The sequence below is a fragment of the Rhizobium sp. P1_E6 genome (assembly GCF_056405875.1).
Genome location: NZ_JBFUBG010000125.1, coordinates 1 through 13,579, shown reverse-complemented (window position 1 = coordinate 13,579; position 13,579 = coordinate 1). Strand labels below are relative to the sequence as shown.

Sequence of the window (13,579 nt, the reverse complement as noted above, 5' to 3'; positions counted from 1 at the left end):
CCCGGCTCGATGATCATCGGGCCGCGATCTTCCAGGTTGAACATCGCATAGGCGACGGCTTCGCCGGAAGCGTTGGCGAGCAGCACGCCGTTGACGCGGCCACCGATCACGCCCTTGTAGGGCTGGTAGTCGTGGAACAGACGGTTCATGATCGCCGTGCCGCGCGTATCCGTCAACAATTCCGACTGATAGCCGATCAGGCCACGGGTCGGTGCATAGAAACGCAGGCGAAGGCGGTTGCCGCCTGACGGACGCAGCTCGACCATTTCGGCCTTGCGCTCCGACATCTTCTGTACGACGACGCCGGAATGTTCTTCGTCGACGTCGACGACAACTTCTTCGATCGGCTCCAGAAGCTGGCCGCTTTCGTCCTTATGCATCACGACGCGCGGACGCGATACGGCAAGCTCGAAGCCTTCGCGACGCATGGTTTCGATGAGAACGGCAAGCTGAAGTTCGCCGCGGCCGGATACGTAGAACGAATCCTTGCCTTCGGCTTCTTCGATCTTCAGGGCGACGTTGCCTTCTGCTTCCTTGAAGAGACGATCGCGGATGACGCGGCTCGTCACCTTGTCGCCTTCGGTGCCCGCCAGCGGGCTGTCGTTGACGATAAAGGACATGGTGACGGTCGGCGGATCGATAGGCTGCGCTTTCATGGCTTCCGAAACGGCCGGATCGCAGAAAGTATCAGCGACAGTGCCCTTGGAGAGGCCAGCGATCGCGACGATGTCGCCCGCATGTGCTTCGTCGATCGCCGTCCGCTCGATACCGCGGAAAGCGAGGATCTTGGAAATTCGGCCGGTTTCGATCAGCTTGCCATCCTGGCCGAGAACCTTGACGGCCTGGTTCGGCTTGATCGAGCCCGATGCGATGCGGCCGGTGATGATACGGCCGAGGAAGGGGTTGGCTTCGAGGATCGTGCCGATCATGCGGAACGGGCCTTCTTCGACAGTCGGCTCCGGCACATGCTTGAGCACCAGGTCGAGAAGCGGAGCAAGACCCTGATCCTTCGGTCCCTCAGGATTGACGTTCATCCAGCCGTCGCGGCCGGAACCATAGAGGATCGGGAAGTCAAGCTGCTCGTCGGTCGCGTCGAGATTGGCGAAGAGGTCGAAGACTTCGTTGATGACTTCTTCGTGGCGGCCGTCGGGACGGTCGATCTTGTTGATCGCGACGATCGGGCGAAGGCCGACCTTCAGCGCCTTGGAGACGACGAACTTCGTCTGCGGCATCGGACCTTCGGAAGAGTCGACCAGAACGATCGCACCATCCACCATCGACAGGATGCGCTCGACCTCACCGCCGAAGTCGGCGTGGCCGGGGGTGTCGACGATGTTGATACGGACACCCTTCCATTCCACCGAGGTCGCCTTGGCGAGAATGGTGATGCCGCGTTCTTTTTCAAGGTCGTTCGAGTCCATCACGCGTTCTGCGACGCGCTGGTTCTCGCGGAACGAGCCGGACTGTTTCAGAAGCTCGTCGACGAGGGTGGTTTTGCCATGGTCAACGTGCGCGATGATCGCGATGTTGCGAAGTGCCATTTGTCATAATCTCTGAGGCTGGGGCGCTACGCTTAGTGGACGCGCCATTTACGTTTGGCGCGCTCATACCGTTTTTTTCGCGATTGCGAAAGGGGGTGGCACGCGAAAGCTGCGGCATGGCTTTTACCATGCCGCTTTAATCTATGTCATCAAATTGTCTTAAGCGTCGCTGCCTGTCAATTCCTCGAAGGTCGCAAGTCCCTTCTTGACCAGCATTGCATCCGGGCTTGGCAGCTTGCCGCGGAACGCCTTGTAGGCATCTTCCGGATCGACCGAGCCGCCAACGGAATAGATATTCTCCTTGAGCTTGCGCGCCATCTCGCCATTGAAGGCGTCGCCCGTTTCCTCAAAGGCGGCGAAGGCATCGGCATCGAGCACTTCCGACCACATGTAGGAATAGTAGCCGGCCGAATAACCACCGGAGAAGATATGCTGGAAATGCGGCGTGGCGTGGCGCATGACGATCGATTTCGGCATGCCGATCTCCGCAAGCACTTCCGCCTGCACGGCCATCGGATCCTCTACCTTGTCGCGCGCGTGGAAGGCCATATCGACCAGCGCCGACGAGGTGAATTCCACCGTGTTGAAGCCGGAATTGAAGGTGCGGGCTGCCAGCACCTTGTCAAGCAATGCCTGCGGCATCGGCTCATCGGTCTCGAAATGCACGGCATATTCCTTGAGGATGGCGGGGACCGTCAGCCAGTGTTCGTAGAGCTGCGAGGGCAATTCCACAAAATCACGCGAGACGCCGGTGCCGGCGACCGAGGGATAGGTGACGTTGGAGAGCATGCCATGCAGGGCATGACCAAACTCATGAAACAGCGTGCGCGCATCATCGAGCGAAAGCAGCGCCGGCTTGCCTTCTGCGGGCTTTGCGAAGTTGCAGACATTGTAGATGATTGGCAGCTCGCCGTGATGGCCGTCCTTCAGCGTCAGCTTATGCTGCGACTGGAAGGAGCTCATCCAGGCGCCCGAGCGCTTCGAACTCCGGGCGAAATAATCACCGAGGAAGAGTGCGACCAGCTTGTCGTCGCGATCGCGGATCTCGAAGACGCGTACATCGGGATGATAGGCTGCGATCCCCTTCTTCTCCACCGCGCGAATGCCGAACAGCCGGCCGGCCACGTCGAAGCATGCGTCGATGATCTTTTCCAGCTGCAGATAGGGCTTCAGCTCGGTCTCGGAAAAATTGAACCGCTGCGCACGGATCTTCTCCGCGTAGTGCCTCCAGTCCCACGGCATGACGTCGTGGTTTTTGCCCTCTGCAGCGATCAGGCCGGCGATATCGTCTTCTTCCTCATGCGCGCGTTGTACCGCCTTGGCCCAGACGGCCCGCAGCAGATCGTTCACCGCATCAGGCGTCTTCGCCATCGTGTTGTCGAGCTTCAGTTCGGCGAAATTGCCGTATCCGAGAAGCTTCGCCACCTCATCGCGCAGGGCAAGCGTCTCGCGAATGATCCCGCGGTTATCGGTCRCCCCGGCATTTTGGCCACGCGCCACCCAGGCCCTGAAGGCCTGCTCGCGGAGATCCCGCCGTTCCGAGAAAGTGAGGAAGGGCTCGATGATCGAGCGCGAGAGGGTCACGGCATATTTGCCCTCCTCGCCGCGTTCGCGAGCAGCCGCTGCCATCGCGTCGCGCAGGAAATCGGGAATGCCGGCAAGCTCCGCCTCGTCCGAAAGGATCAGCGCCCAGCCCTTCTCGTCGGCCAGCACATTCTGCCCAAAGCTGGTGCTGAGGCCGGCGAGCTTTTCGTTGATTGCCGCCAGCTTTTCCTGCTCGGCCTTTGGCAGTTTGGCACCCGATTTGACGAAACCTTTCCAGTGCCGCTCCAACACACGCGTCTGCTCCAGCGTCAGACCGAGGCTTTCATGTTTTTCCCAGAGCCTATCGATGCGCTTGAAGAGATCCGCATTCATGCCGATCTTCGAATAATGCCGGGACATCTTCGGCGATATTTCCCGCTCCAGCGCCTGAATGACATCGTTGGTATGAGCACCTGCCCGGTTCCAGAAAAGCGCGGAAACCCGCGACAACGCATCCCCGGCGAGTTCGAGCGCGACGACCGTATTTTCGAAAGTCGGCTCTTCCTTGTTGCCCGCGATCTCATCGATCTCTCTTTCGTGCGAGGCAAGTGCCGACTCGAAGGCGTCAGCGAAATCGCCATCGGCGACCGCATCAAACCGCGGCAGGCCATGAAGGCCATTCCAGTTGACAAGCGCCTGATTGAATTGACTGGGAGAAGACATATGAAAGTCCTTTATGCCGGCAAGTGGATCGGTAATATAGGAAGGTCATCACAGAATTGATATGTGGTTGACCTGGACTTTTGCTCGCCCGACTAAATCTTGGGGGCAAGAATTGATACATAAAAATTAACCAATCGTTAACGATTGACGCGAATCACGCCGAGACGCTAGTTTCACTTTAATCTTCATGTAAGAGGACATGCGTATGGAAATCTTTTCCGTGCGGTCTTCTCAGAGTTTGCTATTCAAAAATAATCCCAATAATAACGCAAAAAGTTCGAAGACCGCTGATATTACAATTGAGCCGAAGCCGACTGTCGCCCAAGGTTCATTCCAAATCGAAGACTCTGACAACAGGCAGGCGCTCGATTTTACAGCCGTCAGCCCGGGTGAATTGCGCAGCTATGCGCGCCAGGGCTACGACAACGGCCTGATCGATCAGAATACGTTTGCCGCAATATCCGAACCGCTGCCGATGCACGCGATTGATCCGCTCGGCAATGTCATCGACTTGTCCAACGTTACTGACGGCACGAGCTTCAACTTCCTCGACTACTATCGCAACCAGCTTCAGATCGCCATGTCGATCGGCGATCCGAATGAGGTTCAGACGCTGAATTCGGTCGTAGGCTTTCTCGTCAACGAGGCCTGATCAGGCCTTTCGCCAACCGAGCAAGCCGGGTGTGGCGTGCCACAGCGCTTGCACGGCAAAGCCCATGAAAAGTACGCCCGAACAACGGACGATCAGTCGTTCATGCGCTCGGTAGAAACGGCGTACGACGCCGGCGCCGATGATGCCTATCAGGATGATGTCAGCAGTGACGAAACCGACAAAGGAAATGCTGAGCAGCATCGGCAAGGCCTGGAAATCGAGCGCGCTCGCCGAACCGGCCACCAGTGCCGTGAAGGTCGCAAGCGCCACCGGATAGCCTTTCGGATTGGTCACGCCGAAAATCAATCCGCGCCGGAACGGCCGCTCCACCACCATCAGCGCCTGCCCCTCGGCCTTCGGCTTGGCATTGACGGCGCTCCAGCCGATCCAGGCGAGATAGAAACCGCAGGCAAGGCCGAGCAGATCGAATACGAAGGTGCCAATCGTCTTGGCTCCGACGATCGCAACCAGCGCCAGTCCCGACCAGATGATGTCGCCGACGAGATGGCCCATCATGAACAAGGCGCCTGCCTTGCGCCCCTGACCGGCGCCGATCCCGAGAAGCTGAAGAAAGGCCGGGCCGGGAATGAGCACATAAAAAAGCGCTGCCAGGAAGGCGCCGAGAAGCAGGGATAGCGGCATGGAAATGCTCCGGTGATGACAGGCCCAGCTTATGCGATACCCTTATCGCGTCAAGACTTTACAACTGCCAGCAGCACGGCAAAGAAGAACCCGCGCGGCAGAGCCGGCGGGCTTTTTGAGATCGCTTTGATATGGCTTACTTCTTCAGGTTACGCTTGCCGAGCGTGCGAAGACGCAACGCGTTGAGCTTGATGAAGCCGGCCGCATCCTTCTGGTCGTAGGCGCCCTGGTCGTCTTCGAAGGTGACGAGCTTATCGGAATAGAGCGACTTTTCGCTCTCGCGGCCAGTGACCATGACATTGCCCTTGTAGAGCTTCAGCGTCACTTCACCTTCGACATGCTCCTGGCTCTTGTCGATGAGAGCCTGCAGCATCTCGCGCTCCGGCGAGAACCAGAAACCGTAATAGATCAGCTCGGCATAACGCGGCATGATCTCGTCCTTCAGGTGCGCCGCGCCACGGTCGAGCGTGATCGACTCAATGGCGCGATGCGCTGCGAGCAGGATCGTGCCGCCGGGGGTCTCGTAGACGCCGCGCGACTTCATGCCGACGTAGCGATTTTCGACGAGGTCGAGGCGGCCGATACCATTGTCGCGGCCGTAATTGTTGAGCGCCGCAAGCAGCGTCGCAGGAGACATCTCGACGCCGTTGATCGAGACGGCATCACCCTTGCGGAAGCCGACCTTGATGGTGGTCGCCTTGTCGGGCGCAGCTTCCGGCGAGATCGTGCGCATATGCACGTATTCAGGCGCTTCAACCGCCGGATCTTCCAGGACCTTGCCTTCCGACGAGGAGTGCAGAAGGTTGGCGTCAACGGAGAAGGGAGCCTCGCCCTTCTTGTCCTTGGCGACCGGGATCTGATGCTTTTCGGCAAATTCGAGCAGGTCGGTACGGCTCTTGAAGGACCAATCGCGCCACGGGGCGATGATCTTGATATCGGGGTTCAGCGCATAGGCCGAAAGCTCGAAGCGAACCTGGTCATTGCCCTTGCCGGTTGCGCCGTGAGCGATCGCATCGGCACCGGTCTTCTTGGCGATCTCGATCAGGTGCTTGGAGATCAGCGGACGGGCAATAGAGGTGCCGAGCAGATAGACGCCTTCATAGACGGCATTGGCGCGGAACATCGGGAAGACGAAATCGCGCACGAATTCCTCGCGCACATCCTCGATATAGATCTCCTTGATGCCGAGCATCTCGGCCTTCTTGCGCGCCGGTTCCAGCTCTTCACCCTGGCCGAGATCGGCCGTGAAGGTGACGACTTCGGCGCCGAGCTCGGTCTGCAGCCACTTCAGGATGATCGAGGTATCGAGACCGCCCGAATAGGCGAGCACGACTTTCTTCACGTCTTTGTATGATGCCATGATGATGAGGTCCGTTGCATAGAGGCCGCGGCACACCCGCAAAGCCCGGTATCGCGGCACTTTTAGCGAGATTGGCGCATGACGCAAGTGCAACGAAGAAAGCAACCGGCCCGATAAGGTTTGACAGTGCAGAACGTGAGCCCATATTCGGCATCGTCCGAACAATGCTCCGAGGAGAGGCCCGTCCCGTGACGAATATTCAAGACATTTTCAAGAAATCCAATGTTGCGGTCATCACCGGTGGTGCGTCCGGCATCGGGCTTGCCGCTGCAAAACACTTTGCCAAGATCGGCATGAGCGTCGTGATCGCCGATCTCGGCGGCGATAGACTGGCGGAGGCCCGCGCCGAGCTTGAGCGTATCGTCGGCCAGGAACATGTGATGGCTGTCGAGACCGACGTTTCGCAGAAGGACCAGATCGAGGCTCTCGAACGCGCCGTGATCCAGCGCTTCGGCCGGGTGCATGTGCTGATGAACAATGCCGGCATCGGCCCGGAAACCTCCATTTTCAGCGGCCAGGCCAATTGGGACAACATCCTCGGCGTCAATCTTCTCGGCGTTATCAACGGCGTCAGAACCTTCGGCCCTGGCATGGCCGCCCATGGCGAACCCGGCCTCATCATCAACACCGGCTCCAAGCAGGGCATCACCACGCCGCCCGGCAACCCGGCCTACAACGTCTCCAAAGCCGGCGTGAAGGTCTTTACCGAAGCGCTGGAGCATGAGCTGCGCAACACCGAACGTGCACAGATTTCCGCGCACCTATTGATCCCCGGCTTCGTCTTCACCGGCCTCACGAAGGGCGATCGCCAGGAAAAGCCCGCAGCCGCCTGGACGCCGGAGCAAACAGTCGATTTCATGGTCGAAAGCCTGGAGCGCGGCGATTTCTACATCCTCTGCCCCGACAATGACGTGGCCCGCCCCGTCGACGAACGCCGTATGGCCTGGGCGATCGGCGATATCATCGAGAATCGCCCGCCGCTATCGCGCTGGCACAAGGACTATGCCGACAAATTCAAGACCTACCTCGAACAGAAGTAATCGGCGCCATAACAAGGTTTGATTGGTAATTTTCTGAAAGCCGGATAAGAGATCGTCGGATCTTTTTCCGGCTTCAGAGTAGAACATGGACTTCCTGCCGAGCTTTCCGACGCTTCTTGCCTTTGCCGCCGCCACCTTGCTGCTGGCGGCAACTCCAGGCCCTGACATGACCTTGTCGATCAGCCGTGCGCTGGCGCAGGGCAAGAAGGCAGCGCTATTCGTCGTTCTCGGCACCAGCCTCGGCATCGTCGTGCACACGATGCTGGTCGCATTCGGTATCTCGGCGCTGATCACCGCTTCGCCGACCGCCTTCCTGATCCTGAAGACCGGCGGTGCCGCTTATCTCTTCTGGCTGGCCGTGCAGGCAATCCGTTATGGCTCGAAGCTGACGGTCGCCAAGGCCGAAGGCCCGAAGGGCACGATGCTGTCCAACATTTCCTCGGGCTTCTGGGTCAACCTTCTGAACCCGAAGGTCATCATCTTCTTCATGACCTTCCTGCCGCAGTTCGTCAGCGCCAACGATCCCGCCGTCACGCACAAGCTGCTCTTCCTCGGCTTCTGCTTCATCGTGATCGGCATGCCGGTCAACGCGGCTGTCGTCATGGCCGCCGACTGGCTGTCGAGCTGGCTGCAGAACAACAGGAAGGTTCTGCGCGGCATGGATTATACCTTCGCCGGCGTCTTCTCGGTCTTCGCCGCCAAGATCCTGCTCACCCAGGCACGCTGAATTATAGCGCGCCATGCCGTGATCAGCCGATCAGCAGGGCATCGTCATCGAGCGTCTGGCCACGCATCTTGCGGAACATGGCGATGAGATCTTCGACCTGCAGGTTCTTTCTGTTGTCGCCGGCAACATCCAGAACGATCTCGCCACCATGCAGCATGATCGTGCGATGGCCGTAATCCAGCGCCTGGCGCATGGAGTGCGTCACCATCATTGTCGTGAGCTTGCGTTCAGAAACGATCTTTTGCGTGAGATTCATGACAAACTCCGCCATGCCAGGGTCGAGCGCTGCAGTATGCTCGTCGAGCAGCAACACTTCGGAGCCGGCGAGCGTCGCCATGACGAGCGAAACCGCCTGCCGCTGGCCACCGGACAAAAGGTCCATACGGTCCTTCAGCCGGTTTTCCAGCCCGAGATTCAGTTCTGCAATCCGCTCGCGAAAATAATCGCGCCTGTTGCCGCCAAGCGCTGAGGCAAGCCCGCGCTTCTCGCCGCGGCGGGCGGCGAGCGCGAGGTTCTCCTCGATCGACAGCGCACCGCAACTCCCGGTCAGCGGATCCTGGAAGACACGGGCGACGAGACCGGCGCGTCCCGCCGTCGATTTGCGCGTCACATCGGTCTTGCCGATCAGCACCGTGCCTTCGCTCGGCAGGACATCGCCCGCGAGCACACCSAGCAGCGTCGATTTGCCGGCGCCGTTGGAGCCGATAACGGTGACGAAGGAACCTTGCTCGATGGTCAGGCTGACGCCATTCAGTGCCTGTTTCTGCAGCGGCGTGCCGCGCCCGAAAACAACCTTGATATCCTTGACGCTGATCATGATGGAGCACCTCCGCGAAGGCGGGGAAGAATGAGCGCGACAGTCACGAGAACCGCCGTCACGAAATTCAGGTCGGAGGCCTGCAGGCCGATGACATCACTCGAAAGCGCGAGCTGGATGGCGATGCGGTAGATGATCGAGCCGAATACGCAACCGATCAACGCAATCAGGAGTCCCCGCCGCCCGAGTAAGGTCTCGCCGATGATAACGGCTGCGAGGCCGACGACGATGGTGCCGACACCGGAGGTGACGTCGGCAAAGCCGTTGGTCTGCGCAAAGAGTGCGCCGCCAAGCGCCACCAGCGCATTGGAAATCGCCATACCCAAATAGATCTGCCGGCTGGTATCGACGCCCTGAGCGCGTGCCATGCGGGCATTGGCGCCGGTCGCGCGCATGGCAAGCCCGGCATCGCTTTCCAGGAAGCGCCAGACGACGATGACGGCAAGAACAACCAGAACGCCGACGAAGAGCGGCCGCACATAGAAATCCCTGAGCCCATGGCCGAAGAAAGGGCTGATCATCGTATCGGCATTGATAAGCGCGACATTCGGCTTGCCCATCACCCGCAGATTGACGGAGAAAAGCGCGATCATCGTCAGGATCGAGGCAAGCAGGTTGAGGATCTTGAAGCGCACATTGAGAAGCGCCGTCACCATGCCGGCCGCAGCACCAGCCCCCATCGCAATCAGCGCCGCAAGCCATGCGTTGACGCCGGCGATGATCAGCACTGCAGTCACCGCCGCACCGAGCGGGAATGAGCCGTCCACCGTCAGATCCGGAAAATCGAGGACGCGGAAGGCAAGATAGACGCCGAGAGCGACGAAGGAATAGACCAGGCCGAGCTCGACGGCCCCCCAGAATGCGATTTGGCTCAAGGCTTTCAGCCCCTTTTTGTTACCGTTCCGCCCGTCGCGAAACCGGAGCCTTTTAATACCAACAGCCGCCCCCGTGCAAACGGGAGCGGCTGAATCTGTCTAAACCGTTGAAATGAGTGCTGCCTATTCGATGACCTTGTTGGCACGCGAAACAACACTTTCCGGCAGTGTGACGCCCATCTTGCCCGCGGCAGACTTGTTGATCACAAGGTCGCTGCCGGCCGCAGTCTTGACCGCGATATCACCGGGGTTTTCACCCTTCAGCACCCGCACGACGATGTCCCCGGTCTGCTTGCCGACATCGTAATAGTTGAAGCCGAGTGCTGCAATCGACCCGCGCGAAACGGAATCCGTATCGGCGGTGAAGAGCGGCAGCTTGCTTTCCTCGGCAACGGCGACAGCACCTTCGAGGGCCGAGATGATCGTATTGTCGGTCGGGACGTAGATCGCATCGGCACGGCCGACGAGCGCACGGGCAGCGCCCTGCACTTCGGCGGACTTCGTCGCAGCCGATTCAATGACCGTGATGCCGGCCTTTTCGGCTTCAGCCTTCAGCGCCGCCAGCAGCGAAACCGAGTTCGCCTCGCCGGAATTGTAGAGGTAGCCGATCGTTTTTACGTTCGGCAGGATTTCCTTGATGAGGGCGATATGCTCGCCGACCGGCGACATGTCGGAAAGGCCGGTTACGTTGCCGCCCGGCTTGTCCATGTTCTTGACGAGTTGTGCGCCGAGCGGATCGGAGACCGCTGTGAAGACGACCGGGATATCACGTGTCGAGGAAACGACGGCCTGTGCCGAGGGCGTGGAGATCGGCACGATGACATTGGGTTCGTCGCCTGCAAACTGGCGGGCGATCTGCGCCGCCGTTGCGGGATTTCCCTGCGCGGACTCAAAGACGAATTTGAGATTTTCGCCTTCCTTGTAGCCGGCGGCGGCGAGCGTGTCCTGCACGCCCTTGCGCACGGCATCGAGCGCCGGATGTTCGACGATCGCGGTTACGGCAACCGTGACATTATCGGCCTTCGCCGGCAGCGCCAGGGCCAGAGTTGCGGCAAAAGCCAGAAGAATTGAACGCATGAGTGTCCTCCAGGATGATTTTGAGAGCACTTTTAAGAAAAGCGTCCCCTTTAATCAATCGCGGAGAATTGTAGCGAGGATCAAACTTGCTGATCAGTCGTCGGCGCCGTGGTTGGCGATCATCATCGCTTCGAAGGCCAAGCGCTCCGTCTTTCGCATGCGTTCGGATTCCGACTTCAGCTGGCCGCAGGCGGCGAGGATGTCGCGGCCGCGCGGCGTGCGGATCGGCGAAGCATAACCCGCCGAATTGATGAAATCGGCAAACTTCTCGATCTGCTCCCAGTCCGAACACTGGTAATTCGTACCCGGCCACGGGTTGAAGGGAATGAGGTTGATCTTCGCCGGTACACCCTTCAGAAGCTGAATGAGCCCCTTGGCGTCTTCCAGGCTGTCGTTGACGTCCTTCAGCATCACATATTCGAAGGTGATGCGCCGTGCATTCGAAAGCCCCGGATAGCTCCGGCAGGCGTCAATCAGTTCCTTCAACGGATACTTCTTGTTGATCGGCACGAGGATATCGCGCAGGTCGTCACGCACCGCATGCAGCGAGATCGCCAGCATGACGCCGATTTCATCGCCGGTTCGGAAGATCTCAGGCACGACGCCGGAAGTGGAAAGCGTCACGCGGCGCCTGGACAGCGACAGGCCGTCGCCATCCGTGGCAATCAGCAGGGCCTGCTTGACGGCATCGAAGTTATAGAGCGGCTCGCCCATGCCCATCATCACGATATTGCTGACCTTGCGTCCCTCCGACGGCACCATGGCGCCGACGGGCACGTCGCGGTCCGGGAAGTCACCCAGCCGATCGCGGGCCAACAGAAGCTGGGAGAGAATTTCCTCTGCCGTCAGGTTGCGCACCAGCCGCTGGGTGCCGGTGTGACAGAAGGAACAGGTCAGCGTACAGCCGACCTGGCTGGAAATGCAGAGCGTGCCGCGCCCTTCCTCAGGGATGTAGACGGCCTCGATCTCGACCGGCCGGCCGGCGCCGCGCGGCGGAAAACGCAGCAGCCACTTGCGCGTGCCGTCATTGGAAATCTGTTCTTCGACGATTTCAGGCCGAGCAATGGTGAAATGCTGCTTCAGCATCTCACGCATGTCCTTGGCGACATTCGTCATATGGTCGAAGTCGGAGACGCCGCGCACATAGATCCAGTTCCAGAGCTGCGAGACGCGCATCTTGATCTGCTTGTCCRGCACGCCCTTTTCGCGCAGCGCCGCACTCATTTCCTCGCGCGTCAGACCGATCAGCGAGGGCTTGGGCGAAAGCTCAGTGCCGAGAGGTACCCGCGCAGCGGGCTTGGCAACGGTCATCGCATCCATAACGGACATAATCTTCTAATCCCGAACTCAACATGGCAACCATCCCGGAAAGCCGGAAGACTTACGGGGCCGTTGACGCACGATTGCAGAAATGAATGGGCGGAGCGGCGATAAATCGCCATCCTTCCGCAGTTGCGCGCCGCTTTAGCATCATTTTCGCCCCACGTCACTAGACATGGAATCGTCACTATAGATGGAAACGGCGAAGGCCGGCGCAAGGCCGGCCTTCGAAACTTTGCCCGATGACACGCGCTTACTTGCAGCTTTCGATCTGCTTCAGCGCGGCAGAAATGCCGGACAGGGAATAGCTGTAGGATGTGCCGGTGCCCTTGCGCGAGGTGGCGCTGACGGTCATCGAATGACCGGTCTTCATGGCGGCGACGAGAGCCGGCTCCTGCGCGGCATTCTCGACCCAGGCTGCCTTGTCCTTGGTAAACATCACGAAGGTCTTGTTATCGATCGTCACGTTGACCTTGGAGTTCTCCTGCACCGTGTAGCCCATCATCGCCTGCGGCTCGTAGGAGATATTCTGGCCCGGACGCTGGGAAACGATGAAGAAGTTGTCACCGTGGTCGACGCTTGCCGGCTGCTTTGCGGTCGGCACCGATAGCACGTAGCAAACGGTAGCGTTGCCGGATTTGTACGAATAAGCGCCCCATGCCTGGAACTGCTGGATGCGGGTCGGAGCCGCCTGCTGCGCTGCCGCCACTCCGGTCATAGCAACTGTGAGGGCGAAAGCGGATACGATACTTTTTACTAACATGGAATTCCTGCCGGTTCTTGCGGTTCAAGGCCCGAAGCGATCATTGCGGGCGGCGCATAATCACGATCTGCTTTATTTTGACTTAATTCAGGTTACCAAATGGTCAACAATGGCTGCGAATTGTACCTGCCTGTTTCATTTTCGCCCGACTGTTAACTTTGCGAACCGGCAGCGGCGCGTGTGACCGTGCGCTGTCGTGATGGCCCAGCCCATCCGTTCGGGAGAATTTAAGACACAAAGATTCAGGCAAGAGTTTGACCTTTCTAAAATCCGTTGTAGGTCGTTAAGATAAGGAAATTCAGACCGAAATCTTGACCGCAGGGAGTTCGTGAGAGGGATGGATGCCGAGGAAAAACAGCGTTTCGCTGCCCTCGCAAAGGCCGTTGCAGATGAGCGCGACGAATCCGCATTCTCTGTACTCTTCGACTATTTCGCACCGCGCCTCAAATCGTGGCTGATGCGCCAGAAGATGACATCAGGCGAGGCCGAGGAACTTGTGCAGGAAATCATGATTGTCC

The 13,579-nt window shown here is 59.2% G+C and carries 12 protein-coding genes and 1 pseudogene; 4 read left to right on the top strand and 9 right to left on the bottom strand.

Going from position 1 to position 13,579, the window contains the following annotated elements:
• Together typA and AC1D35_RS32275 are read right to left on the bottom strand one after the other, a co-directional pair.
• Window positions 1–1,541: translational GTPase TypA (gene typA, locus AC1D35_RS32280; RefSeq protein ID WP_477941918.1), on the bottom strand; the 1,541-nt coding region annotated here is incomplete at its 3' end.
• Between the two features lie 159 nt (window positions 1,542–1,700).
• Window positions 1,701–3,788 (bottom strand): M3 family metallopeptidase, encoded by a 2,088-nt coding sequence (locus tag AC1D35_RS32275; RefSeq protein WP_477941916.1) that lies wholly within the window; start codon window positions 3,786–3,788, stop codon window positions 1,701–1,703.
• Between the two features lie 205 nt (window positions 3,789–3,993).
• Here AC1D35_RS32275 and AC1D35_RS32270 point away from each other — a divergent pair, with 205 nt between their 5' ends.
• Entirely contained in the window at window positions 3,994–4,440 is a 447-nt protein-coding gene (locus tag AC1D35_RS32270) for a hypothetical protein (RefSeq protein WP_007814507.1), read from the top strand.
• Here AC1D35_RS32270 and AC1D35_RS32265 read toward each other — a convergent pair whose 3' ends face one another.
• The gene (locus AC1D35_RS32265; RefSeq protein WP_113299635.1) at window positions 4,441–5,082 is read right to left on the bottom strand and encodes a LysE family translocator; all 642 of its coding nucleotides are present in this window, start codon (window positions 5,080–5,082) and stop codon (window positions 4,441–4,443) included. It lies immediately after the preceding gene.
• A 136-nt stretch (window positions 5,083–5,218) separates the two neighbouring features.
• Window positions 5,219–6,442: an argininosuccinate synthase gene (locus AC1D35_RS32260; RefSeq protein ID WP_113308730.1), complete on the bottom strand. Its 1,224-nt coding sequence runs from the start codon at window positions 6,440–6,442 to the stop codon at window positions 5,219–5,221.
• A gap of 188 nt (window positions 6,443–6,630) precedes the next feature.
• Between AC1D35_RS32260 and AC1D35_RS32255 the strand changes: the two genes are divergently transcribed.
• Window positions 6,631–7,482 carry an SDR family NAD(P)-dependent oxidoreductase gene (locus AC1D35_RS32255; protein ID WP_113308713.1) on the top strand — a complete coding sequence of 284 codons (852 nt, stop codon included), beginning with the start codon at window positions 6,631–6,633 and terminating at the stop codon, window positions 7,480–7,482.
• 85 nt (window positions 7,483–7,567) lie between these two features.
• The gene (locus AC1D35_RS32250; protein ID WP_113308712.1) at window positions 7,568–8,209 is read left to right on the top strand and encodes a LysE family translocator; all 642 of its coding nucleotides are present in this window, start codon (window positions 7,568–7,570) and stop codon (window positions 8,207–8,209) included.
• 22 nt (window positions 8,210–8,231) lie between these two features.
• On the opposite strand, the gene AC1D35_RS32245 is transcribed toward AC1D35_RS32250, so the two are convergent.
• From AC1D35_RS32245 to AC1D35_RS32225, 5 genes are all read right to left on the bottom strand, one after another.
• Window positions 8,232–9,026: an ABC transporter ATP-binding protein gene (locus AC1D35_RS32245; protein WP_113299632.1), complete on the bottom strand. Its 795-nt coding sequence runs from the start codon at window positions 9,024–9,026 to the stop codon at window positions 8,232–8,234.
• Window positions 9,023–9,901, bottom strand: a complete 879-nt coding sequence (locus AC1D35_RS32240) for an ABC transporter permease (RefSeq protein WP_113308711.1) — start codon at window positions 9,899–9,901, stop codon at window positions 9,023–9,025. Before AC1D35_RS32240 ends, AC1D35_RS32245 begins: the two co-directional genes overlap by 4 nt.
• A gap of 123 nt (window positions 9,902–10,024) precedes the next feature.
• Window positions 10,025–10,978 carry an ABC transporter substrate-binding protein gene (locus AC1D35_RS32235; RefSeq protein ID WP_113308710.1) on the bottom strand — a complete coding sequence of 318 codons (954 nt, stop codon included), beginning with the start codon at window positions 10,976–10,978 and terminating at the stop codon, window positions 10,025–10,027.
• A gap of 93 nt (window positions 10,979–11,071) precedes the next feature.
• On the bottom strand, window positions 11,072–12,307 hold the full coding sequence (rlmN, locus tag AC1D35_RS32230) for a dual-specificity RNA methyltransferase RlmN (protein ID WP_477941912.1): 1,236 nt from the start codon (window positions 12,305–12,307) through the stop codon (window positions 11,072–11,074).
• 244 nt (window positions 12,308–12,551) lie between these two features.
• Window positions 12,552–13,061 carry an invasion associated locus B family protein gene (locus tag AC1D35_RS32225; protein ID WP_113308708.1) on the bottom strand — a complete coding sequence of 170 codons (510 nt, stop codon included), beginning with the start codon at window positions 13,059–13,061 and terminating at the stop codon, window positions 12,552–12,554.
• Window positions 13,062–13,398: 337 nt separating this feature from the next.
• Here AC1D35_RS32225 and AC1D35_RS32220 point away from each other — a divergent pair.
• Window positions 13,399–13,579, top strand: a pseudogene (locus AC1D35_RS32220) (RNA polymerase subunit sigma); the annotation flags it as partial.

Bases quoted from the DNA above. Each gene is read 5' to 3' on its own strand.
- AC1D35_RS32270 (WP_007814507.1), top strand. From the start codon at position 3,994: ATGGAAATCTTTTCCGTGCGGTCTTCTCAGAGTTTGCTATTCAAAAAT.
- AC1D35_RS32265 (WP_113299635.1), bottom strand. From the start codon at position 5,082: ATGCCGCTATCCCTGCTTCTCGGCGCCTTCCTGGCAGCGCTTTTTTAT.
- AC1D35_RS32260 (WP_113308730.1), bottom strand. From the start codon at position 6,442: ATGGCATCATACAAAGACGTGAAGAAAGTCGTGCTCGCCTATTCGGGC.
- AC1D35_RS32250 (WP_113308712.1), top strand. From the start codon at position 7,568: ATGGACTTCCTGCCGAGCTTTCCGACGCTTCTTGCCTTTGCCGCCGCC.
- AC1D35_RS32235 (WP_113308710.1), bottom strand. From the start codon at position 10,978: ATGCGTTCAATTCTTCTGGCTTTTGCCGCAACTCTGGCCCTGGCGCTG.
- AC1D35_RS32225 (WP_113308708.1), bottom strand. From the start codon at position 13,061: ATGTTAGTAAAAAGTATCGTATCCGCTTTCGCCCTCACAGTTGCTATG.